At 72.2% G+C, this 21,578-nt stretch carries 19 protein-coding genes; 12 read left to right on the top strand and 7 right to left on the bottom strand.

What is annotated here, in order from left to right; all coding sequences use genetic code 11:
• From treZ to treY, 3 genes are read right to left on the bottom strand one after another with little or no spacing between them, the layout of a single operon-like run.
• A complete protein-coding gene (gene treZ, locus FK529_RS07705) occupies positions 1 to 1,740 on the bottom strand; it encodes a malto-oligosyltrehalose trehalohydrolase (protein WP_146560398.1) in 1,740 nt (579 codons plus the stop codon).
• Positions 1,741 to 1,758: 18 nt separating this feature from the next.
• A complete protein-coding gene (locus FK529_RS07700; protein WP_146560397.1) occupies positions 1,759 to 2,436 on the bottom strand; it encodes a hypothetical protein in 678 nt (225 codons plus the stop codon).
• A 34-nt stretch (positions 2,437 to 2,470) separates the two neighbouring features.
• Complete coding sequence (gene treY / locus FK529_RS07695) at positions 2,471 to 4,813, bottom strand: malto-oligosyltrehalose synthase (RefSeq protein WP_146560396.1); 2,343 nt, start codon at positions 4,811 to 4,813, stop codon at positions 2,471 to 2,473.
• Between the two features lie 98 nt (positions 4,814 to 4,911).
• Here treY and FK529_RS07690 point away from each other — a divergent pair, with 98 nt between their 5' ends.
• The 5 genes from FK529_RS07690 to bsaP all read left to right on the top strand — a co-directional run bounded on the left by FK529_RS07690 (position 4,912) and on the right by bsaP (position 9,385).
• A complete protein-coding gene (locus FK529_RS07690; RefSeq protein WP_146560395.1) occupies positions 4,912 to 6,183 on the top strand; it encodes an adenosylmethionine--8-amino-7-oxononanoate transaminase in 1,272 nt (423 codons plus the stop codon).
• 4 nt (positions 6,184 to 6,187) lie between these two features.
• Positions 6,188 to 7,345 (top strand): 8-amino-7-oxononanoate synthase, encoded by a 1,158-nt coding sequence (locus FK529_RS07685; RefSeq protein WP_146560394.1) that lies wholly within the window; start codon positions 6,188 to 6,190, stop codon positions 7,343 to 7,345.
• On the top strand, positions 7,342 to 8,046 hold the full coding sequence (gene bioD, locus FK529_RS07680) for a dethiobiotin synthase (RefSeq protein ID WP_166436384.1): 705 nt from the start codon (positions 7,342 to 7,344) through the stop codon (positions 8,044 to 8,046). The genes FK529_RS07685 and bioD overlap by 4 nt, the downstream gene beginning before the upstream one ends.
• A gap of 116 nt (positions 8,047 to 8,162) precedes the next feature.
• Positions 8,163 to 9,170 (top strand): biotin synthase BioB, encoded by a 1,008-nt coding sequence (bioB, locus tag FK529_RS07675; protein ID WP_146560392.1) that lies wholly within the window; start codon positions 8,163 to 8,165, stop codon positions 9,168 to 9,170.
• Positions 9,171 to 9,175: 5 nt separating this feature from the next.
• Positions 9,176 to 9,385 carry a biotin synthase auxiliary protein BsaP gene (gene bsaP, locus FK529_RS07670; RefSeq protein ID WP_438947179.1) on the top strand — a complete coding sequence of 70 codons (210 nt, stop codon included), beginning with the start codon at positions 9,176 to 9,178 and terminating at the stop codon, positions 9,383 to 9,385.
• 583 nt (positions 9,386 to 9,968) lie between these two features.
• Here the strand turns inward: bsaP and FK529_RS07660 are convergent.
• Positions 9,969 to 10,625 carry an FMN reductase gene (locus FK529_RS07660; protein ID WP_146560390.1) on the bottom strand — a complete coding sequence of 219 codons (657 nt, stop codon included), beginning with the start codon at positions 10,623 to 10,625 and terminating at the stop codon, positions 9,969 to 9,971.
• 2 nt (positions 10,626 to 10,627) lie between these two features.
• Positions 10,628 to 11,761, bottom strand: coding sequence for an LLM class flavin-dependent oxidoreductase (locus FK529_RS07655; protein ID WP_146560389.1), 1,134 nt, complete (start codon positions 11,759 to 11,761; stop codon positions 10,628 to 10,630).
• A gap of 194 nt (positions 11,762 to 11,955) precedes the next feature.
• Between FK529_RS07655 and FK529_RS07650 the strand changes: the two genes are divergently transcribed.
• Positions 11,956 to 12,909 (top strand): acyl-ACP desaturase, encoded by a 954-nt coding sequence (locus tag FK529_RS07650; protein WP_146560651.1) that lies wholly within the window; start codon positions 11,956 to 11,958, stop codon positions 12,907 to 12,909.
• A gap of 7 nt (positions 12,910 to 12,916) precedes the next feature.
• On the opposite strand, the gene FK529_RS07645 is transcribed toward FK529_RS07650, so the two are convergent.
• On the bottom strand, positions 12,917 to 13,618 hold the full coding sequence (locus FK529_RS07645) for an NUDIX hydrolase (protein ID WP_146560388.1): 702 nt from the start codon (positions 13,616 to 13,618) through the stop codon (positions 12,917 to 12,919).
• A 48-nt stretch (positions 13,619 to 13,666) separates the two neighbouring features.
• Between FK529_RS07645 and nadA the strand changes: the two genes are divergently transcribed.
• The 4 genes from nadA (at position 13,667) to FK529_RS07625 (ending at position 18,243) form a co-directional block, all read left to right on the top strand.
• Complete coding sequence (gene nadA, locus FK529_RS07640) at positions 13,667 to 14,722, top strand: quinolinate synthase NadA (RefSeq protein ID WP_146560387.1); 1,056 nt, start codon at positions 13,667 to 13,669, stop codon at positions 14,720 to 14,722.
• Positions 14,719 to 16,209, top strand: a complete 1,491-nt coding sequence (gene nadB / locus FK529_RS07635; RefSeq protein WP_146560386.1) for an L-aspartate oxidase — start codon at positions 14,719 to 14,721, stop codon at positions 16,207 to 16,209. The genes nadA and nadB overlap by 4 nt, the downstream gene beginning before the upstream one ends.
• Positions 16,206 to 17,069 (top strand): carboxylating nicotinate-nucleotide diphosphorylase, encoded by an 864-nt coding sequence (nadC, locus tag FK529_RS07630; RefSeq protein ID WP_146560385.1) that lies wholly within the window; start codon positions 16,206 to 16,208, stop codon positions 17,067 to 17,069. The genes nadB and nadC overlap by 4 nt, the downstream gene beginning before the upstream one ends.
• A gap of 109 nt (positions 17,070 to 17,178) precedes the next feature.
• The gene (locus FK529_RS07625) at positions 17,179 to 18,243 is read left to right on the top strand and encodes an NAD(P)-dependent alcohol dehydrogenase (protein ID WP_146560384.1); all 1,065 of its coding nucleotides are present in this window, start codon (positions 17,179 to 17,181) and stop codon (positions 18,241 to 18,243) included.
• A 1-nt stretch (position 18,244) separates the two neighbouring features.
• Here the strand turns inward: FK529_RS07625 and FK529_RS07620 are convergent, their stop codons facing one another.
• Positions 18,245 to 18,958, bottom strand: a complete 714-nt coding sequence (locus tag FK529_RS07620; RefSeq protein WP_146560383.1) for a lysophospholipid acyltransferase family protein — start codon at positions 18,956 to 18,958, stop codon at positions 18,245 to 18,247.
• Positions 18,959 to 19,113: 155 nt separating this feature from the next.
• Between FK529_RS07620 and hisD the strand changes: the two genes are divergently transcribed.
• Together hisD and FK529_RS07610 are read left to right on the top strand one after the other, a co-directional pair.
• Positions 19,114 to 20,460, top strand: a complete 1,347-nt coding sequence (hisD, locus tag FK529_RS07615; RefSeq protein ID WP_146560382.1) for a histidinol dehydrogenase — start codon at positions 19,114 to 19,116, stop codon at positions 20,458 to 20,460.
• Positions 20,457 to 21,572, top strand: coding sequence for a histidinol-phosphate transaminase (locus FK529_RS07610; RefSeq protein ID WP_146560381.1), 1,116 nt, complete (start codon positions 20,457 to 20,459; stop codon positions 21,570 to 21,572). The genes hisD and FK529_RS07610 overlap by 4 nt, the downstream gene beginning before the upstream one ends.
• The last annotated feature ends 6 nt before the right edge of the window (positions 21,573 to 21,578 follow it).

The raw sequence follows: 21,578 nt of genomic DNA, 5'->3' as shown, positions 1-21,578 counted from the left end.
TCAGGCCCTGCGGCGCAGCACCGTGAAGGAGTGGCCCGGCACCGTCGTCGCTCCGTCCACGACCGACGGTGCCTCCCAGTACAGCTCCGGGTCGCCGGCGAACGGCGCCGTGACCGGTGATGGCGAGAAGTTCACGAGCAACGTCAGGTCACCGCGGTGTACGGCGAACCAGGTGGCCTCGCCCGGGTGATCGCACGTGACGGCGCGCAGGTCGTCGTGGGCGAGGGCGGGGTCGCGGCGGAGTTCGATGAGCGCGCGGTACGTCTCCAGCAGTCGGGCGTGTTCCGGCCGCGTGGTCTCGGACCAGTCCAGGCGCGAGACCGCGAGGGTGTCGGGATCCTGCGGGTCGGGCACGTCGCCCGGCGGCCAGCCGTGCTCGGCGAACTCGGCCTTGCGCCCCTCCGCGGTGGCGCGCGCCAGCTCGGGTTCGGGGTGGCTGGTGAAGAAGCGGAAGGGCGTGCGCGCGCCCCATTCCTCGCCCATTAAGAGCATCGGCGTGAACGCGCCGAACAGCACGAGCGCCGCCTTCACCGCGAGTTGCCCTGTCGTGAGGTACTCCGACGGCCGGTCGCCGCGGGCGCGGTTGCCCACCTGGTCGTGCGTGCAGGTGTAGGCCAGGAGCTGCGACGGCGCCACCCGTTCCGGGTCGATCCGCTCCCCGTGGGTGCGGCCGCGGAACGCGCTGTACGTGCCGGCGTGGAAGAAGCCCTCGGTGAGGACGGTCGCGAGGCACTCGGGGCCGCCGAAATCGGCGTAGTAGCCCTGGCGCTCGCCCGAGACGATGGTGTGGATCGCGTGGTGGACGTCGTCGTTCCACTGCGCGGCGAGGCCGTAGCCGCCCAGGTCGACGGGGGTAACCAGGCGCGGGTCGTTGAGGTCGGACTCCGCGATCAGGGCCAGCGGGCGGCCGAGTTCCACCGACAACTCTGCGGTCAGCGCAGCGGCGTCCTCGAGGAGGTGCCGGTCGGAGTGGTCGACGAGGGCGTGCACCGCGTCCAACCGCAGCCCGTCGACGCCGTAGCGGCGCAGCCACCACGCGATGTCGTCGAGGATGAACCGTCGCACCTCCGCGCTACCCTCGCCGGAGAGGTTGATCGTGCTGCCCCATGCGTTCGCGCCGTCGGTCTCGTAGGGGCCGAACCGCCCGAGGTAGTTCCCCGACGGCCCCAGGTGGTTGTGCACCACGTCGAGGAGGACGCCGAGGCCGAGGTCGTGGGCCGCGGCGACGAACCTCTCCAGGCCCGACGGTCCGCCGTAGGGCTCGTGCACCGCGAACCACCCGACACCGTCGTAGCCCCAGCCGTGCTCGCCGTTGAAGGCGTTCACCGGCATCAGCTGGACGAAGCCGATCCCGACGTCGCGCAGGTACGGGAGCCGCTCGATGGCGGCGTCGAACGTGCCCTCCGGGGTGAACGTGCCGAGGTGCAGCTCGTAGACGACGGCGCCGCGCAGCTCCCTTCCCGGCCACCGCGGACCGTCGACCTGCGGGATCAGCGCCGACGGGCCGTGCACCCCGTCGGGCTGGCGGGGCGAGCGCGGATCGGGGAGCACCGTTTCGTCGTCATCGAGAAGGAAGCCGTACCGCGCGCCGGGCGCCGCCGGCGCGGTGATCCGCCACCAGTCGTCGGTGCCGCGGCGCATCGGGTGCACCGCGCCGTCGAGCCAGAGCCGGACCCGCTGAGGCCGCGGAGCCCACACCTCGAAAGCGTGATCGGCAGCGGTGACGGGCGGGGTGGACATCGGTTCGCAACGATAGCGTCAATGCAGGCTCTCCCACTCCGCGGTGCGGGCCCGGTGCAGTTCGATCGCGGCGAGCGCCGACTCCGCCGTCTCGTGCCGGCCGCCGGTGATGCAGCCGATGGGCCGGAAGTCGTGGTGATCCAGCGACCGGAACCGCCAGACCTCGTCCAGCGAGTGGGTGCACACCCGCGTAGTGAGCGTGACGACGGCGGGCTGCCCGAGGCAGGCGCTGGCGTCCTCGGCGAAGACCTCCGCGAAGGTGCGGTCGCCGAGGCGGACGTAGAGCGTGTCGCTCATCGGAACCTCGCTGAGCACCGTGCCGTCGCCGGCGAGGATCAGCCGGTCGTGGATCTCCGCGGTGAGCTCCCACGCCGAGGCCATCCCCACGCAGCGGATCAGGAGGTGCGCGACCTCCTCCGCGTCACCCAGGAGGCCGAGGATGGAGTTGCGCCCCTCGCGCAGCGCTCGTACCTCGATGGCTCCGCCGGGCAGCGTCTGCGCGGTGAGCCGCGACGTGCCGGCGACCATGACCAGGCGGCCGGTGGGCAGGAGATCGGCCGGGAGGCCGTGCTCCCGCAGCGATTCCGCGACCCGCGCCAGCGACGAGGCGCGGATCCGGTTGCCGCTGACGCCGGCGCGCGCGGTGGCGGACTGGACGAGTGCCGTGGTGAGCGGCCGCGGGGTTTCGCTGTTCATGCCCCGAGTGTGCGCATACCCCCTGACAAGTTTTCTACTCGCGCACGAGCAGGGCGACAGGATGTTCGAGGAAAAGCTCCCGGAGTGCCGTCCGACCAGTGATGACGTGACCGGTCAGCCGGTCGGTCCAGCTGCCGTTGCTGAGATCGAGCCACGTGTCGCGCCAGCCGCCCGCCCGCTCCAGGCGGAGGGACCACCGGGTGGCGAGCGCGGCCACGTCGGGTGTCCGGTCGAGGGGACCGCGGAGGAATCCGAGAAGGTGGTCGGCGGCGGGCCCATCGGCGAGAAGCGGGCGGTACGAGCCGCCGATGAAACTCGCCGGGCGCTCCCGTCGCAGCCGCAGCGTGGTGCGTACCAGGTGCTGCTTGGGGTGTCCGCCGTCCGCGGCGGACCAGTCCACCGGCCGACGATTGTCCGGGTCGACCAGGGAGTCCTCCCAGCGCTCCGTGCCCTGGTAGACATCGGGCACTCCGGGGCCCGCCAGCTGCAGAAGCTTCTGCGCGAGCGCGTCCGACCGCCCGTGCGGTGCCAGCTCGCCCACCAGCTCCGTCATCGCGGTGCTGGCCGGACCGTCGAACAGCGAATCCAGGAAGGCGTGTCCGGCCGCCTCGAAGGCGCCGTCGGGTGAGGTCCAGGACGTGCCGACGCGGCCCTCGCGCAGGGATTTCTCGGCGTAGGCGTGCAGTCGCGCGCGAAGCTCGTCGGAAACGATCCCGGACTCCGGCCACACCCCTAGCGCGTTCTGCAGGAGAAAGAGTCCCGTCATCGGATCGGGCGGCGACGGGAGCCGGGGCAGGCACCGGTCGACGGTCACAGCCCAGTCCCACGGGCACTGGCTCAGCACGCCGATGCGGGCACGCACGTCCTCGCCACGTTTGGTGTCGTGCGTCGACAGGGTCGTCATCGCCGCGGGCCGGTCCGCGGCGCGTCGGGCGAGGGCCGGGTGAGGGTCGGTGGGACCGAAGTCCGACGGTGCGCCGCCCACTTCCTGCAGCGAGACCAACCGCGCCGACCGGTAGTAGGCCGTGTCCTCCAGCGACTTCGCCGTCAGTGCGCCCGTGAGCTGGGCGAACCGCCGGGCGGGTTCGCCACCGAGATCGCGCGCGGCGGCGACAGCCTCGAGCGCGTGCCGCAGGCCCGGATCGGCGTCGGCGAGGCTCGCCGTGCGCAGGGCGCGCTGCCGGGCGGCGTCGGCTCGCTCCGCGAGCACCGGGTAATCGTCGCGGTAGTACGGGATCTCGTTCATCCACACCAGCGCGGCGTCCGCGAGGTCGTCGACGGGCACCCGCGTAGCTGTGTCGCGCCGGATCGCTCGGGCCAGCCGGAGGAACTCGGGGCGCAGGTCGGCGGCGGCGAGCTCGTCCCGCAGGCGCAGCGTCTCCGCGGAGTCCCAGCGGATGGCACCGTCGTTCCCGGTCCAGCGCTCGTGCAGCGCGCTCAGCCCCGTCTCGCCCGAGGGGTCGAGCAGGGCGTGCCCGATCTCGCGCAGGGCGTCGTAGCCGGTGGTACCCGCGACGGGGAGCTCCGGTTCCAGCGGTTCGTCCGCCTCGAGGATCTTCTCGATCACGATCCACGCGGACGGCCCGGTGAGCTCGCGCAGCATGCGCAGGTAGCCGACCGGATCCGCGAGCCCGTCCGGATGGTCGACGCGCAGGCCGTCGGCGATGCCGTCCGCGAACCACGACCCGATCTCGGCGTGCGTCGCGGCGAAGACCTCGGGATCCTCCACCCGCACGGCGGCGAGGTCGTCGACGGTGAAGAACCTGCGGTAGGAACGGACGGGCGAGGTCCACGGCACGAGACGGTAGGGCTGCGCGTAGTGGACCCGCTCCGCGTCCAGCCCGCCCACGTCCCGTCCCACAGGAAACGTGCGGTCGTGGTATCGCAGGAGGGGCTCGGGGCCGCTCCGATCGACGGTGATGGCCGCGACGTCCTCCTCGGAGGCGAGGACGGGCAGGGCCAGCTTGCCTCCGGCGCCGTTGCGCGGGTCCCACTCGATGTCGAAGTAGTGCGCGAACGGCGACTTCCGGCCGTGCGTGAGCACGTCCCACCACCACGGATTCTGCTCGGGACGGCCGACGCCGAGATGGTTCGGGACGATGTCGATCACCAGGCCGAGACCGTCGACGTGGGCCGAATCCGCGAGGCGTTCCAGGCCCCGCCGCCCGCCGAGCTCCGCGCGCACCGTCGTCGGATCCGTCACGTCGTAGCCGTGGAGCGAGCCGCGCACCGCCTCGAGGACGGGAGAGAGGTAGAGGTGCGTCACGCCGAGATCGGCCAGGTAGGGCACGCGGCGGGCGGCATCGTCGAAGGTGAAGTCCGGCCCCAGTTGCAGACGGTAGGTCGCGCCGACGGGTCGCTCAACGCCGGAAACCATGGGCCCGATCATGCCATCCGCGACCGCCCCCGCCGGGAGGCACCACGCCCGCCCGGCGGATGGCGACGCCCTGCCGCGCACCGCTAACGTGGCCCGACATGACGCCCGACGAGATCCTCGACCTGGATGCCCGGACGCTGTGGCACCCGTACAGCGCCGTCGGCGGCGCCGGGGCGCGGGTCGTCACCTCCGCCGAGGGCGTCCGCCTGACCCTCGGCGACGGCGCGGAGGTCATCGACGGGATGAGCTCCTGGTGGGCCGCGATCCACGGCTACCGCAACCCCGTGCTCGACGCCGCGGCGAAGGCCCAGATCGACACCATGTCGCACGTCATGTTCGGCGGCCTCACCCACGAGAGCGCCGCCCGCCTCGGCGACCTGCTGGTACGCATCACCCCCGACGGCCTCGATCGCGTCTTCCTCGCCGACAGCGGCTCGGTCTCCATCGAGGTCGCCGTGAAGACCGCCCTGCAGTACTGGCGCGCCCGCGGCGTCCACGGCCGCAACCGCCTGCTCACCTGGCGCGGCGGCTACCACGGCGACACCTTCACCCCGATGAGCGTCTGCGACCCCGACGGCGGCATGCACGCCCTCTGGACCGACGTGCTCGCCACGCAGGTCTTCGCCCCCGCGCCGCCCGCGGAGTACGACGAGGCCTACGTCGCCGAACTCGACCGCCTCGTCGGCGCGCACGCCCACGAGCTGGCCGCCGTCATCATCGAGCCCGTCGTGCAGGGTGCGGGCGGGATGCGGTTCCACCCGCCCGCGTACGTCGCCGCCCTGCGCGAGATCACCCGCCGGCACGACGTCCTGCTCATCTGCGACGAGATCGCCACGGGCTTCGGCCGCACCGGCACCCTCTTCGCCAGCGACGCGGCGGGGATCACCCCCGACATCCTGTGCCTCGGGAAGGCCCTGACCGGCGGCTACCTGACCCTCGCCGCGATGCTGTGCACCGACGAGGTCGCGCTCACCATCTCGCAGTCGGCGCAGGGCGCGCTCATGCACGGCCCCACCTTCATGGGCAATCCCCTGGCCTGCGCTATCGCGGTCGCCAGCACCGAGCTGCTGCTCGCGCACGACTGGGCCGCCCGGGTCGCCGAGATCGAACGGGGATTGCGGGACGGGCTCACGCCGCTCCGGGATGCGCCCGGCGTCGTGGACGTCCGGGTGCTCGGCGCCATCGGCGTCGTTCAGCTCGACCGGCCCGTCGACCTGGCCGCCGCGACCGCCGCGACCGTCGCCGCGGGCGTCTGGCTGCGTCCCTTCCGCGACCTCGTCTACACGATGCCGCCGTTCATCAGCACGCCCGACGACGTCGCCGCGATCTGCGGAGGCGTCTCGGCCGCGGTGCGCGCGGCGCTACAGTGAGGACATGAACGGTGTTCAACTACCGGCCCACCGGGAGGTCCGAGACGACGCGCTGGGCTGGCTCGACGGCTACGCCGACGACCGGGCCGCAGCCGGCCTGCGCCGGTCGCTGACGGCGCGCCGGCCGGACCAGCCGGGTTTGGACCTCGCCTCCAACGACTACCTCGGCCTCAGCCGACACCCGCGCGTGCTCGACGCCGCCGTCGACGCGCTCCGCGTCTGGGGTGCGGGTGCCACCGGATCGCGCCTGATCACCGGCACGACTGAGCTACACGAGCGGTTCGAGCGCGACCTGGCGGACTTCCTCGGCGCCGAGGCGGCGCTGTGCTTCTCGTCCGGCTACCTCGCCAACCTCGGCGTGGTCACCGCCCTCGCCGGGCGCGGCGCACTCGTCGTCTCCGACGGTGGCTCGCACGCCTCCCTCGTCGACGCCTGCCGGCTCTCGCGTGCCCGCGTCGTGGTCACCCCACGCGGCGACGTGAACGCAGTTCAGGAGGCGCTGGCTGACCGCGCGGAGCCGCGCGCCCTCGTCCTGAGCGACTCGGTCTACAGCGCCGACGGGGTGCTCGCGCCCGTCTCCGAGCTGCACGCCGCCGCCCGCGCGCACGGCGCCGCCCTCGTGGTCGACGAGGCCCACGGCCTCGGCGTCCGCGGCGCCGGCGGCCGCGGCCTGGTCCACGAGCTCGGCCTGGCCGGCGCGCCCGACCTCGTCGTCACCGCGACCATGTCCAAGGCGCTCGGCTCCCAGGGCGGCGTCGTCCTCGGGCCCGAGCGGGTGCGCGCACACCTGATCGACGCCGCGCGTCCGTTCATCTTCGACACGGGCCTCGCCCCCGCCGCCGTCGCGGCCGCGGCCGCAGCCCTGTCCGAGCTGCGGGCCGACCCCGCGCTGGCGGCCCGGGTCCTGGACCGCGCCCGCGCCGTGGCCGCCGGCATCGGCGCGCCCGAGCCGACGTCGGCGGTGGTCTCGCTCGTGCTCGGCGAGCCCGAGCGGGCCGTCGCGGCCCGCGACGCCTGCGCGGCGCAGGGGGTGCACGTCGGATGCTTCCGGCCGCCGTCGGTGCCCGAGGGCACCTCGCGCCTGCGCATCACCGTGCGGGCCGATCTCACCGCTGCCGAGGTCGCGACCGCCGTCCGCGTGATCCGGGCCGCGGTCGCGTGATCCTCTGCGTCACCGGAACCTCGACCGGCGTCGGCAAGACCGTCGCGACGGCCGCCCTGGCCGCGGCGCTGCTGCCGAGCGGGCCGGTCACCGTCGTCAAACCAGCCCAGACGGGCTTCCCCGACGGTGCCGAGCGCGATGAGGAGGGGCAGCTCGCGGACGCCGCCGCGGTCGCCCGTCTCGCGCCGGGCGCCGTCACCGTCGAGCACCGCAGGTACCCCGAACCCCTCGCGCCGCTGACCGCCGCCCGTCGGGCCGGCCTGCCGGCGCTCGGGCGCGACGAGGCCGCGGCCGTCGTTCGGCGCGCGGACGGCACCGTGCTCGTCGAGGGCGCCGGCGGCGTCCTCGTGCGGCTCGGCGTCGACGGGAATCGAACGCCGTTCACGCTGGTCGACCTCGCGGCCGACCTCGCGGCCCCGGCCGTGGTGGTCGCCGACCCCGCGCTCGGCACGCTCAACCACACCGAACTGACGGTCCGGGCCCTCGAGGCGGGCGGCGTCGCCTGCGCCGGCCTCGTGCTCTCCCGCTGGCCCGAGGACCCGGGCCTGGCGGAACGCTGCAACCTCGTCGACCTGCCCGAGATCACCGGAGTGCCGATCGTCGGGCGGATCCCCGACGGGGCCGCCGCGCTCGCGCCGGAGCGGTTCGTGGCGGCCGCGCCCGCCTGGTTCGACGCGAGCTGGCTCGTGAGCCTCAACTGAGTGGACGACCGGCCTTGAACACTGTTCATGAATTGAACGCTGTACAGTGCTCGGTAGCCGCGACGCCACGTGTCGCACACCACAGCCGAACGACCACAGCCGACGAGGGAGATCACATGACCGGGGTCCTGGCCGACATCATCGAGGTCGCGCGCGAGCAGGTGCTCGAGCGCGGTGAAGGGCTGAGCCAGGAGCAGGTGCTGGCCGTGCTACAGCTGCCCGACGACAAGCTCGACGAGGTCCTTCAGCTTGCCCACGAGGTGCGCATGAAGTGGTGCGGCCCCGAGGTCGAGGTCGAGGGCATCATCAGCCTCAAGACCGGCGGCTGCCCCGAGGACTGCCACTTCTGCAGCCAGTCGGGCCTGTTCGAGTCGCCCGTGCGCTCCGCCTGGATCGACATCCCGTCGCTGGTCGAGGCCGCGAAGCAGACCGCCAAGACCGGTGCGACCGAGTTCTGCATCGTCGCGGCCGTCCGCGGCCCGGACAAACGCCTCATGAGCCAGGTGGCAGCCGGCATCGAGGCCATCCGCAACGAGGTCGACATCCAGATCGCGTGCAGCCTCGGCATGCTCACCCAGGAGCAGGTCGACGAGCTCAAGGCGATGGGCGTGCACCGCTACAACCACAACCTCGAGACCGCGAAGTCGCACTTCCCGAACGTCGTGACCACCCACTCGTGGGAGGAGCGTCGGGACACCCTGCGAATGGTCCGCGAGGCCGGCTTGGAGGTCTGCTGCGGCGGCATCCTCGGCATGGGCGAGACGCTGGAGCAGCGGGCCGAGTTCGCCGCGAACCTCGCCGAGCTCGAGCCCGACGAGGTGCCCCTCAACTTCCTCAACCCGCGGCCGGGCACGCCCTTCGGCGACCTCGACGTGCTCGAGCCGAACGAGGCGCTCAAGTCCGTCGCCGCGTTCCGGCTCGCGCTGCCGCGCACCATCCTGCGATTCGCGGGCGGTCGGGAGATCACGCTCGGCGACCTGGGCGCCGAGAAGGGCATCCTCGGCGGCATCAACGCTGTCATCGTGGGCAACTACCTCACCACCCTGGGCCGCCCGGCCGAGACCGATCTGGACCTGCTCGGCGAGCTCAAAATGCCGATCAAGGCCCTGAACGACACCCTGTGACCGTCGTGGGGGACACGCAGCCGGTGTACGACGTGTACACCGGTAAGCCGCTCGCCGAGGGGGCTCCCGTGTTCGCGGCGGCGCTCCTCGGGCTCGAGCCGCCGCGCTACTGCGCGTACTGCGCGCGCCGGATGATCGTCCAGGTCAGCCCGCACGGGTGGACCGCACGATGCTCCCGGCACGGCGAGTTCGATTCGTCGAGCGGCGAACGCTGACCCGCTCTGCCGGCCGCACTCGCTAGGCTGCGTCCCGATGACTACTGCAGCCCCGTCCCGCGCCCGGTCGGACGTCGTGGTGCCGGGCGTGATCGCCGCCGTGCTCGGTGCCGCCGCCGGGCTGCTCTGGGGCCTCACGGTCCCGGGCGTCCGCGGCGTGCTCACCCGATCGGGCGTGCTCTGGCGCGAGGGCCAGCTCGACAACATCTTCCACGCCACGGCTCTGTTCGTCGCCGTCACCGCGGTCGGCGGACTGCTCACGGGCGCGCTCGTCTTCGTCGGCCGGCGGCGCACGCCCCGCGGCGTCGCGATCACGCTCGGAGCCGCCGCCCTCGCGGTGCTGATCGCCGCCCTGCTCGGCCAGGCCGTCGTCGACGCCCGGTTCGCGGGCCCGGGGGAGCCGGGGCTCGATTTCACCGCGGCGCCCTGGATCCGGCTCGACGGTGCCAATATCTTCGCTCCCGCCGATCACTCCGGCGGCGTGCTGGGCGACCTCGCGTCGTGGGTGCTCGTGCTCGTCTGGCCGGCGTGCGCAGCCCTGTGGTGCGCGGTGTCCGCCCTCGTCGGGCGGCTCCCGGACGAGTCAGCGCCCGGTGTGTCCCCGGAGCAGGTCCGCGAATTCGGTCACGGGCCCGAGGTCGAGGGACCGCCCGGAGCGCTGGGGCGCGCCGAGGTCCGACGGTCCGCCGAAGCCCGCGACGGCACCGTCGGCCCGGACGAGCGCTCCGGCGAGTTCCGCCCCGGCCCGTGAGATCCGGCCGGCGAGCTCGGGCGAGCCGAAGTCCTCGGTCGCGGCGAAGACGCCGGTCGGGAGGAGCTGCGCGCGCAGGTAGCTGAACAGCGGCCGCAGGGCGTGGTCGAGGACCAGCGAGTGCCGCGCCGTCCCGGCGGTCGCCGCGACCAGCACCGGGACGCCGGTGAGGGCGTCGGGGTCGAGAGCGTCGAAGAACATCTTGAACAGACCGCTGTAGCTCGCCGTGAACACGGGCGAGACCGCTATGAGGCCGTCCGCGGCGGCGATCGCGTCCTTGGCCGCGCTCAGCGCGGGCGTCGGGACGCCGGTGGTCATGACGGTCGCGAGGTCGCGGGCGAGCTCGCGCACCTCGATCACGGTCACGTCGACGGCCTCACCGCGGGCGGACACCGCCGCCCGGGTGGCGTCGGCCAACTGGTCCGCCAGCAGGCGGGTCGAGGACGGCTCGGAGACGCCGGCCGCCACGACGACGAGGGAGCGGGCCATGATCAGGCCTCCTGCGCGGCGGTGAGGTTCCGGGCCGGCAGCACCAGCGTGTGCGGCGAGTCCGGGCCGGCGGCGACGAGCGAGGCGTGGGTCGGCGGGTCCGACGGCACGTGGGCGGGGCGGCGCAGCTCGAACTCCTTGCGCAGCACCGGCACCACCTGCGTGCCGAGGATCTCCACCTGCTCGAGGACCTGATCCAGCGGCAGGCCGGCGTGATCGAGGAGGAACAGCTGGCGCTGGTAGTCGCCGGCGTAGTCCGCGAAGCCGAGGGTCTTCTCGATCACCTGCTCGGGCGTGCCGACGGTGAGAGGGGTCATCTGCTCGAAGTCCTCCAGCGACGGGCCGTGGCCGTAGACGGGTGCCTCGTCGAAGTAGGGGCGGAAGCGGCGCTTCGCCTCGGCCTCGGTCTCGGCCATGAAGACCTGGCCGCCGAGGCCGACGATCGCCTGGTCCGCGGAGCCGTGGCCGTAGTGCTCGAACCGCTGCCGGTACAGGCGCACCATCTGCTCGGTGTGCTCCTTGTTCCAGAAGATGTTGTTGTGGAAGAAGCCGTCGCCGTAGAACGCGGCCTGCTCGGCGATCTCGGGCGAACGGATCGAGCCGTGCCACACGAAGGGCGGCGTCCCGTCCAGCGGCGCCGGCGTGGAGGTGTAGCTCTGCAGCGGCGTGCGGAACTCGCCCTCCCAGTCGACGACCGGCTCGCGCCAGAGCCGGCGCAGCAGGTGGTAGTTCTCGATGGCCAGCGGGATGCCCTGGCGGATGTCCTTGCCGAACCACGGATACACGGGGCCGGTGTTGCCGCGCCCCAGGGTGAGGTCCACCCGGCCTCCGGAGAGGTGCTGCAGCATCGCGTAGTCCTCGGCGATCTTCACCGGGTCGTTCGTGGTGATGAGCGTGGTCGCGGTGCTGAGGATGAGGTGCTGCGTCTTGGCGGCGATCCAGCCGAGCAGGGTGGTGGGGGAGCTGGGGACGAACGGCGGGTTGTGGTGCTCGCCCGTGGCGAAGACGTCGAGACCCACCTCCTCGGCCTTGAGCGCGATCGCAGTCATCGCCTCGATGCGCTCGTGCTCGCTGACGGTGGTGCCGGTGGTCGGATCCGGGGTGACGTCGCCGACGCTGAAGATTCCGAACTGCATGTCCATCCTTCCCGATCGGGCCTCTGATAAGCCCTTCGAATACTGTAACGGACTGCGGTCCGATTATGTTCCGCGGACGTCGCCGCGGCGGGCCGGCGTCGGCGCACTCCGGCCCGCGATTTTCGGTACTGCATTTCCGCTGCGACAGCCTCGGATGCGCTTTACCATCGGAATCGTTCCCGATGGAGGCGCTGATCATGTCGACACTCACCGACCTGCACCTGCTGACCGAGCTCGAGCCCGTGGTGGAGGACAACATCAACCGCCACCTGAGCGTCGCGAAGGCGTGGAGTCCGCACGACTACGTGCCGTGGGACGACGGCAGGAACTTCGCCGCGCTCGGCGGCGCCGACTGGGAGCTCGAGCAGTCGCCGCTCTCCGAGGTGGCGCGCGTCGCCATGATCACGAACCTCCTCACCGAGGACAACCTCCCGTCCTACCACCGCACCATCGCGGACAACTTCTCGCTCGACGGTGCCTGGGGCACGTGGGTGGGCCGCTGGACCGCGGAGGAGAACCGGCACAGCATCGCCCTGCGCGACTACCTGCTCGTGACCCGTTCGGTCGACCCCGTCAAACTCGAGCGCGACCGCATGACGCACCTGGAGCTCGGCGTCGAGGCGCCGGAGAACTACGGCGGCGTGCTCGATCAGGTCGTGTACGTGACCATCCAGGAGCTCGCGACCCGCATCAGCCACCGGCAGACGGCGCGCGTCTGCGACGAGCCGGTCGCCGACGCGTTGCTCAAGCGGATCGCCACCGACGAGAACCTGCACATGATCTTCTACCGCAATCTCACCGCCGCGGCGCTGGACCTCGCGCCGGACCAGGTGCTCAAGTCGATCGTCAAGGTCACCACGAACTTCGTCATGCCGGGCGAGGGCAAACCGGACTTCCGGCGCAACGGGGTGCTGATGGTCAAGCACGGCATCTACGACCTGCGGCAGCACCTCGACGACGTGCTCCTGCCGATCTTCAAGATCTGGGGCCTGTTCGACCGGACCGACATCTCCGCCGCGGGCGAGCAGTACCGCGACGAGCTCGGGCGCTACCTGGAGAAGCTGGAGGCGGACGTGGTGCGCTTCGAGGAGAGCCGGGCGCGCGCCGTCGAGCGCGAGCGGGCTCGCGAGGCCCGCCGTTCGGCCTGACGGCGTCTCAGCCGGGCGGGCGGAGCGTGGCGAACTCGTCGGTGATCCGCAGGTAGGAGTCGGTGAAGCGGTACAGGGCCGGCGGGCGCCCACGGGACGACTGCCCGGTCTCGCCGGTCGCGGTGATCACCGACCGTCGCGAGAGGATGCGGAGAAGATTGGTCGCATCCACCGGATACCCCAGGACGGCGACGTAGATGTCGCGCAATTGGGAGACGGGGAACGCGCGCGGGGCGAGCGCGAAGCCGATGTTCGAGTACGAGAGCCGCGCCGCGAGCCGGGACCGGGCGCGGTGCACCATCGTGGCGTGGTCGAAGGCCATCGTCGGGAGCGCGTCGACGGGATGCCACGCCGTGTCGTCGGGCAGCCGCGGGTCCGTGTCCGAGCGGACGAGGCCGAGGAAGGTCGAGGCGAGCGTGCGGCCGGCGAGCTCGCTCGCGGGGACGCGGTGCGGGTCGGAGAACTCGGCGAACTGCTCGAGGTGCGCGACCTCCGTGAGGTCCACCTTCTCCGCGAGCAGGCGGCGTGCGCTGGTCGGGAGGTCCTCGTGGGCGGCGAGCAGGCCGCCGGGGAGCGACCATGCGCCCTGGTCCGGGGCCATGGCGCGCTGCCACAGCAGGGCCTCGACGGTGCCCTCGCTCACCCGGAGGACGACGGAAAGGACTTCGTGTGCGACGTGCTGCGGGGAAGCGGTGCTAGCATCGGCCATATATCGATCATAGGTCGATAAATCATCGGATCGAGAAAGGGAGGCGAGATGACCACAGCCACGTCCGCCACCACCACGGACTTCAGCTCGCCGCTCTACGAGCGGATCGTCGAGAGCGGCGGCAGGTACGCCGGCGTCGACGGCGATAAGGAGTGGGCGGCCGAGGTCAAGCGCCTCGCCACGCTGCGCGATGCCACGATCCTCGCCCACAACTACCAGCTGCCCGCGATCCAGGACGTCGCGGACTTCGTCGGTGACTCCCTCGCGCTCTCCCGGATCGCCGCCGACGTCTCCACGTCGACGATCGTCTTCTGCGGCGTCCACTTCATGGCCGAGACGGCGAAGATCCTCAGCCCTGAGAAGACCGTGCTGATCCCGGACCAGCGCGCCGGGTGCTCCCTGGCGGACTCCATCGACGCCGTCGAGCTGCAGGAGTGGAAGGACGAGCACCCCGGCGCCGTCGTCGTCTCCTACGTGAACACCACCGCCGAGGTGAAGGCCCTCACGGACATCTGCTGCACCTCGTCGAACGCCGTCGAGGTGGTGCAGTCGATCCCCGCGGACACCGAGATCCTGTTCCTGCCGGACCAGTTCCTCGGCGCCCACGTCAAGCGCGTCACGGGCCGGCAGAACCTGCACATCTGGGCCGGCGAGTGCCACGTGCACGCCGGCATCAACGGCGACGAGCTGGCCGCGCAGGCCAAGGCCCACCCGGACGCCGATCTGTACGTGCACCCGGAATGCGGCTGCGCCACCTCCGCGCTGTATCTGGCCGGCGAGGGGGCGGTCCCGGACGACCGCGTGAAGATCCTGTCCACGGGCGGCATGCTCGACGCCGCCCGCGGGACCGGGGCCAAGGAGGTCCTCGTGGCCACCGAGGTCGGCATGCTGCACCAGCTGCGCCTGGCGGCGCCCGGCGTCGAGTTCCGCGCCGTCAACGACCGCGCCTCCTGCAAGTACATGAAGATGATCACCCCCGCGGCGCTGCTGCGTTGCCTCGTGGAGGGCAAGGACGAGGTCTTCGTCGACGCCGCGATGGCCGACGCCGGCCGCCAGGCCGTCACGCGGATGATCGGGATCGGGCAGCCCGGCGGCGGGGAATGACCGTCCCCACCGTCGCCGACCTGCTCGTCGTCGGTGCGGGCGTCGCCGGCCTGACCGCCGCGGTCGCCGCCGCGGACGCGGGTTCGACGGTCACGGTGCTCTTCAAGCCGTCCACCGGGGGCTCACCGTCGACCTCCACGGCGTACGCGCAGGGCGGGATCGCGGTGGTCGATCCGTCCGATCCGGAGGATTCGATCGACCGGCACGTCGCCGACACCGTCGCCGCCGGCGGGCCGCTCGTCGACGTGGTCGCGGCGCGGTCGATCCTGGCGGACGGGCCCGCCGCAGTGGACCGGCTCATCAGCTGGGGAGCGGAGTTCGACCGGCGCGCGGACGGGCGGCTGCGGCGCACGCGCGAGGGCGGGCACACCGTCTCGCGGATCATCCACGCGGGTGGCGACGCCACCGGCGCCGAGGTGCAGCGCGCCCTCACCGCCGCCGCGAAGACCCGGCCCACCCTCGCTGCGCGCCCCGCCCAGGCGTACGCGCTGCTCGCCGACGGTGACCGCATCGTCGGGGTCCGCACGGCCGAGGGCGACGCCTTCGGCCGCACCGTCCTGCTCGCGACCGGCGGCGCCGGGCACCTGTTCTCCAGCACCACGAACCCCCTGGGCGCGACCGGCGACGGCATCGCGCTGGCGGAGGCGGCGGGCGCGGACGTGCGCGAGCTCGAGTTCGTCCAGTTCCACCCGACGATGCTCTACACCCCGGGGGCGCGCGGGCGGCGGCCGCTCATCTCCGAGGCCGTGCGCGGCGAGGGCGCGCACCTCGTCGACGCGAACGGCGACGCCGTCATGGACGGCGTGCACCCGATGGGCGACCTCGCGCCGCGGGACGTCGTGGCCCGCGCCGTCACGGACGCGATGGAGCGGACGGGCGCGCCCTGCGCGTTCCTCGACGCGACGATGATCCCCGACGTCGCGGGCCGCTTCCCGACGGTGACCGAGGCCGTGCGCGCCGTGGGCCTCGACCCGCAGACCGACCTCATTCCCGTGGTCCCCGGCGCGCACTACCTGTGCGGCGGTGTCGTGACCGACCTGCACGGAGCGACCGGCGTACCCGGCCTCCACGCCGCCGGCGAGGTGGCGCGCACCGGCCTGCACGGCGCGAACCGGCTCGCATCCAACAGCATCCTCGAGGCGCTCGTCATGGGCATGCGGGTGGCGGCGGCCGCGCGGTCCGCGCCGCCGCTGGCCGCCTCCGCGCTCTCCGGTGGCGCCGTCCGGGAGGTCGCGCCCTCGCATGCCCGCGCGGAGCGGGAACCGCTGCAGGACGCCATGACCCGGTCCTGCGGCGTCCGGCGGACCGTCGACGGTCTGTCCGCCCTGACCGCGCTGCTGGCCGATCCCGGCTTCGTCGCCGAGGCGCCCGCGGTATCTTCCCAGGATCGGGAGGACGCCGTGCTCACCGCGGTGGCGCGACGCATGGCGGACCAGGCCCTCGCCCGGCAGGTATCCGTGACCGAAGTAGAGGAGGTTCGCCCGTGACCGAGCTGACGTTGGAGCCCGACCGGGCAGAGGTGGTGCGCCTCATCCGCACCGCGCTCGACGAGGACCTCCGCTACGGCCCGGACGTGACCAGCGAGGCGACCGTTCCCGCGGGCGCGACCACCCTCGCCAGGGTGATCAGCCGGGAGCACGGGGTGCTGGCCGGCGTGCCCGTGGCGGAGTGGGTGCTCGACGAGGTGGTCGGCCCCGGCAACTACCGGGTCCCGGCCAAGATCGCCGACGGTACGGTCATCGCCCCGGGTGACGTCGCGCTGGCCATCGAGGGACCGACTCTCGCGTTGCTCACCGCCGAGCGCACCCTGCTCAACATCCTCACCCACCTCTCGGGCATCGCGACGGCGACGGCGGCGTGGGTCGCCGAGGTCGAGGGGACCGGCGCGAAGATCCGCGACAGCCGCAAGACGCTCCCGGGCATGCGCGCACTACAGAAGTACGCCGTCCGCGCAGGCGGGGGCGTCAACCACCGGATGGGGCTCGGCGACGAGGCCCTGATCAAGGACAATCACGTCGTCGCCGCCGGCTCCGTCACCGCCGCGATCGAGGCAGTGCGACGGCGCGCGCCGGGGGTCCCCCTGGAGGTGGAGGTGGACTCGCTCGAACAGCTCGAGGAGGCCTTCGCGCTCGGCGTCGACCTGGTGCTGCTCGACAACATGCCGCTGTGGATGACGCAGTCCGCCGTCCAGCGCCGCAAGAAGCTCGCCCCGCGCACCAAGCTGGAGTCGTCCGGTGGGCTCTCCCTCGACGTGGCCGCGGACTACGCCCGGACGGGCGTGGACTACCTGGCCGTGGGAGCGCTCACGCACTCGGTGCGGGCCCTCGACCTCGGCCTGGACCTCTGAGCGGATCGTCCGGAGCGTCGCCGCGAGCGCGCGGCCTCGGGCGAGGTCACCGGGACGCTCAGCCGTGTTGCGAGGGTCACGCGGCGCGAGGTCCTTCGGAGAGCGCACAATGGGAACCATGATCGTCAACGCATATGGGGCAAAGTCCGCAACCGAGCCGCTGGAGCCGATGACCGTCGAGCGACGTGACCCGGGTCCGCACGACGTGCAGATCGCAGTCCGCTACGCGGGCATCTGCCACAGTGACATTCACACCGTCCGCAGCGAGTGGGGGCCTGCCCGGTACCCCGTGGTACCCGGCCACGAGATCGCGGGCGAGGTCACCGCGATCGGCTCCGACGTGACCAAGTTCTCGGTCGGCGACCGCGTCGGCGTCGGCTGCTTCGTCGATTCCTGCCGCGAGTGCGCCGCGTGCCTGCGCGGCGAGGAGCAGTACTGCGAGCGCGGCATGGTCGGCACCTACAACGCGAAGGGCCGCGACGGGCAGCCCACCCAGGGCGGGTACTCGACGGGCATCGTCGTCGACGAGAACTACGTGCTCCGGGTCCCCGAGAGCATCGACTACGCGGCCGCCGCGCCGCTCCTGTGCGCCGGGATCACGCTGTTCAGCCCGCTCCGGCACTGGAATGTCGGCCCCGGCAGCAAGGTCGCGATCATCGGCCTCGGCGGCCTCGGCCACATGGGCGTCAAGCTGGCCGCGGCGATGGGCGCCGAGGTCACCGTGCTCAGCCAGTCGCTCAAGAAGATGGAGGACGGCCTGAGGCTGGGCGCGAAGCACTACTACGCGACCTCCGACCCCGACACCTTCACGGTGCTGCGCAACCGGTTCGACGTCATCATCAACACCGTCTCGGCGAATCTCGACATGCACCCGTACTTCGGGATGTTGGCCGTCAACGGCACCCTCGTGGAGGTCGGCCTGCCGGAGCACCCGGTGCCGGTCAACGTCTTCGACCTGACCCGCAACCGTCGCAGCTTCGCCGGTTCGATGATCGGCGGCATCGCCCAGACCCAGGAGATGCTCGACTTCTGCGCCGAACACGGCATCGGCTCCGAGATCGAGCTCATCTCCGCCGATCAGATCAACGAGGCGTACGAGCGCGTGATCGCCTCGGACGTGCGGTACCGCTTCGTGATCGACACCGCGACGCTCGAGGCGCCGACCACGGCCTGAATCAGGACTCCGGGCGCCACTTCCTGGCGTACTCATCGACGTACTCCTGGCCGGTGAGCGCCTGGATCTCCTGCATCAGCCGGTCGGTCACCGAGCGTTCGAGCGCGTGCCGCTCGTCGGGATCCGACGGGACGTCGTACTCGATCGGCTCGATCGGCTTGGCGATCTTCACGTGCACCCGCTCCGCGTTCCACCGCAACGGACCGGGCGGGCAGACCTTGTCGGTTCCGATGACGCCGACGGGGATGATCGGCACGTTCGCCTCGAACGCGATCCGGACCAGGCCGGTGCGCCCACGGTAGAGCCGGCCGTCGGGGGAGCGGGTGCCCTCGGGGTACATGCCGACCAGGCGGCCCTCGTCGAGCAGCTTCTTGGCGGTGTTCAGCGCGGCGGTCGCGGCGTCGCCGCCCGAGCGGTCGATCGGCACCTGCCCCGTCTGGGTGTAGAAGAACTTCTGCAGCTTGCCGGAGACGCCGGGCGCGGTGAAGTAGTCGCTCTTGGCCAGGTAGGAGATCCGGCGCGGCACGACCAGCGGCACGAACAGCCAGTCGGCGATCGACAGGTGATTGCCCGCGATGAGGGCCGGGCCGTCGGCCGGGATGTTCTCCAGGCCCTCGACGGTCGGCCGGTTCACCAGCCGAATCGTCGGGCCCAGCGACACATGCTTGAGCAGCCAGTACAGGAGGCCCTGGTCACCGTGGTTGGTCTCAGCCATGGCGGATAATTTACCGGACCGCCCGGCGTCGGCGAGGGGCGACGGCAGGTGTCGTTCCGGCCTGTGACCCTCTCCACACCGGCCGCCGATGGCCCGGCCGGCCGGCCGGTGCCCTGACCGGAAACCCGGTGGCACCGGCCCCATAGAATGGTGACATGCCCGATCTGCAACTGAGCCGTCTCGACCTGCGTGGCCGTCGCCCGTCGCTCGCCGAGCTCCGTGCGGCGCTCCCGCGCGGCGGTGTCGACGTGGACGCGGTGGTGCCGCAGGTGCGGCCCATCGTCGACGCGGTCGCCGAGCGCGGCGCGGAGGCGGCGCTCGAGTTCGGCGAGAAGTTCGACGGTGTCCGGCCGGCGACCGTCCGCGTCCCCGCCGTCGAATGGGAGCGGTCGCTCGCGGAGCTCGACCCCGCGATCCGCGAGGCGCTGGAGACGGCCATCAGCCGGGTTCGCACCGTCCACGCGGACCAGGTGCGGGTCGACACCGTCACCGAGGTCGTGCCCGGCGGCACCGTGACCGAGCGGTGGATCCCGGTCGACCGCGTCGGCCTCTACGTCCCCGGGGGCAACGCCGTCTACCCGTCGTCGGTGGTGATGAACGTCGTTCCCGCGCAGCTCGCGGGCGTCGGCTCGCTCGTGGTCCTTTCGCCCGCGCAGAAGGATTTCGGGGGGCTGCCCCATCCGACCATCCTCGCCGCGTGCGCGCTGCTCGGCGTCGACGAAGTGTGGGCGACGGGCGGCGCGCAGGGCATCGCCCTCGCCGCGCACGGCGGCACGGACCTCGACGGTGCCGAGCTGGCCCCCGTCGATCTCATCACGGGCCCCGGCAACATCTACGTCACCGCGGCCAAGCGGCTGTGCCGCGGCCTCGTCGGCATCGATGCGGAGGCGGGGCCCACCGAGATCGCGATCCTCGCCGATCACACCGCCGATCCGGTGCACGTGGCCGCCGACCTCATCAGCCAGGCCGAGCACGACGTCATGGCCGCATCGGTGCTGGTCACCACGTCGGCTGAGCTCGCGGACCGCGTCGACGAGGCGCTCTCCGCCCAGGTCGGGGTCACCCGGCACAGGGAGCGGGTGGAGACCGCGCTGCGGGGCCCCCAGTCCGGCACCGTGCTCGTGGACGGCGTCGACGAGGGCCTCGCCGTGGTGAACGCCTACGCTGCGGAGCACCTGGAGATCCAGACCGCGGACGCCCGGCAGGTCGCGGGCCGGGTGCGCGCGGCGGGCGCGATCTTCGTCGGCCCGCACTCGCCCGTGAGCCTCGGCGACTACGCCGCCGGCAGCAACCACGTGCTCCCCACCGCCGGCTGCGCCCGGCACAGTTCGGGGTTGTCGGTGCAGACCTTCCTGCGCGGCGTGCACGTGGTCGAGTACGACGAGGCGGCGCTCAAGGACATCGCGGGCACTGTGATCACGCTGGCGAACTCGGAGGATCTGCCCGCGCACGGCGAGGCCGTCCGGCTACGGTTCGAGTCGTTGCAGGGCGGCCGCTCGTGAACCCGTTGCCCGGTGAGGCGGTGAGCCTCGACCAGCTGCCCATCCGGGAGACGTTGCGCGGCAAGGAACCCTACGGTGCGCCGCAGCTGCCGGTGGCTGCCGCGATGAACACCAACGAGAACCCGCACCCGCCGAGTCCGGCGCTCGTCGCCGACATCGCCAAGGCCGTCGGTGAGGCGGCCGCCGCGATGAACCGGTACCCCGACCGTGATCTCGCAGCGCTGCGGAGCCGGCTGGCGGAGTACGTGACCGAACGGACCGGCACGGTCGTGGGGCCGCAGAACGTGTGGGCGGCCAACGGCTCCAACGAGATCCTGCAGCAGGTGCTGCAGGTCTTCGGCGGGCCCGGGCGCACCGCGATGGGCTTCGTGCCCAGTTACTCCATGCACCCGATCATCTCGGACGGCACCGACACGCACTGGATCCCGGGGAAGCGGACCGCCGACTTCGCGCTCGACGTCGAGTACGCCGTCGGCGCGATCGACGAGCTGCGTCCCGACGTCCTGTTCCTGACGAACCCGAACAACCCGACGGGGCACCTCATCGCCGAGGACGAGCTGATCCGGCTGATCGAGACGGCGCCGGGCATCGTCATCGTCGATGAGGCGTACGGCGAGTTCAGCGCGGGGCCGTCGGCGGTGCGGCTCCTCGATCGCTTCGGCGAGAAGCTGATCGTGAGCCGGACCATGAGCAAGGCCTTCGCGTTCGCGGGGGGCCGCGTCGGCTACCTGGTCGCCGCGCCCGCCATCGTCGGTGCGATCCAACTGGTCCGGCTGCCGTACCACCTCTCGGTGTTCACGCAGGCGGCCGCGATCGCGGCGATCGACCACCGCGCGGAGACCCTGGCGTCGGTGGCGCACCTCTCGGACGAGCGGGACCGGATCTCCGCGCGGCTGCGGGAGCTCGGATACGACGTGATCGAGTCGCATGCGAACTTCATCCTGTACGGCGGCTTCGCCGACGAGGCGGCCGCGTGGCGCACCTACCTCGACGGCGGAGTCCTGGTGCGCGACATGCACATCCCGGGACACCTGCGCGTGTCGGTAGGACTGGACCACGAGAACGACGCCTTCCTCGCGATCAGCGAGAAGCTGGCACCGAAACAGAAGTGAGTGACC

The sequence above is a fragment of the Tsukamurella asaccharolytica genome, from assembly GCF_007858435.1.
In the GTDB taxonomy this organism is placed as follows: Bacteria; Actinomycetota; Actinomycetes; order Mycobacteriales; family Mycobacteriaceae; genus Tsukamurella; species Tsukamurella asaccharolytica.
The sequence above is the reverse complement of the archived record's forward strand: the minus strand, read 5'-3'. Positions and strand labels throughout refer to the sequence as shown.

What these genes read in the sequence shown, in the direction of transcription:
- treZ (WP_146560398.1), bottom strand. Translation starts at nt 1,740, where the DNA reads ATGTCCACCCCGCCCGTCACCGCTGCCGATCACGCTTTCGAGGTGTGG.
- FK529_RS07700 (WP_146560397.1), bottom strand. Translation starts at nt 2,436, where the DNA reads ATGAACAGCGAAACCCCGCGGCCGCTCACCACGGCACTCGTCCAGTCC.
- treY (WP_146560396.1), bottom strand. Translation starts at nt 4,813, where the DNA reads ATGGTTTCCGGCGTTGAGCGACCCGTCGGCGCGACCTACCGTCTGCAA.
- FK529_RS07690 (WP_146560395.1), top strand. Translation starts at nt 4,912, where the DNA reads ATGACGCCCGACGAGATCCTCGACCTGGATGCCCGGACGCTGTGGCAC.
- FK529_RS07685 (WP_146560394.1), top strand. Translation starts at nt 6,188, where the DNA reads ATGAACGGTGTTCAACTACCGGCCCACCGGGAGGTCCGAGACGACGCG.
- bioB (WP_146560392.1), top strand. Translation starts at nt 8,163, where the DNA reads ATGACCGGGGTCCTGGCCGACATCATCGAGGTCGCGCGCGAGCAGGTG.
- FK529_RS07660 (WP_146560390.1), bottom strand. Translation starts at nt 10,625, where the DNA reads ATGGCCCGCTCCCTCGTCGTCGTGGCGGCCGGCGTCTCCGAGCCGTCC.
- FK529_RS07655 (WP_146560389.1), bottom strand. Translation starts at nt 11,761, where the DNA reads ATGCAGTTCGGAATCTTCAGCGTCGGCGACGTCACCCCGGATCCGACC.
- FK529_RS07645 (WP_146560388.1), bottom strand. Translation starts at nt 13,618, where the DNA reads ATGGCCGATGCTAGCACCGCTTCCCCGCAGCACGTCGCACACGAAGTC.
- nadA (WP_146560387.1), top strand. Translation starts at nt 13,667, where the DNA reads ATGACCACAGCCACGTCCGCCACCACCACGGACTTCAGCTCGCCGCTC.
- nadB (WP_146560386.1), top strand. Translation starts at nt 14,719, where the DNA reads ATGACCGTCCCCACCGTCGCCGACCTGCTCGTCGTCGGTGCGGGCGTC.
- FK529_RS07625 (WP_146560384.1), top strand. Translation starts at nt 17,179, where the DNA reads ATGGGAACCATGATCGTCAACGCATATGGGGCAAAGTCCGCAACCGAG.
- FK529_RS07620 (WP_146560383.1), bottom strand. Translation starts at nt 18,958, where the DNA reads ATGGCTGAGACCAACCACGGTGACCAGGGCCTCCTGTACTGGCTGCTC.
- hisD (WP_146560382.1), top strand. Translation starts at nt 19,114, where the DNA reads ATGCCCGATCTGCAACTGAGCCGTCTCGACCTGCGTGGCCGTCGCCCG.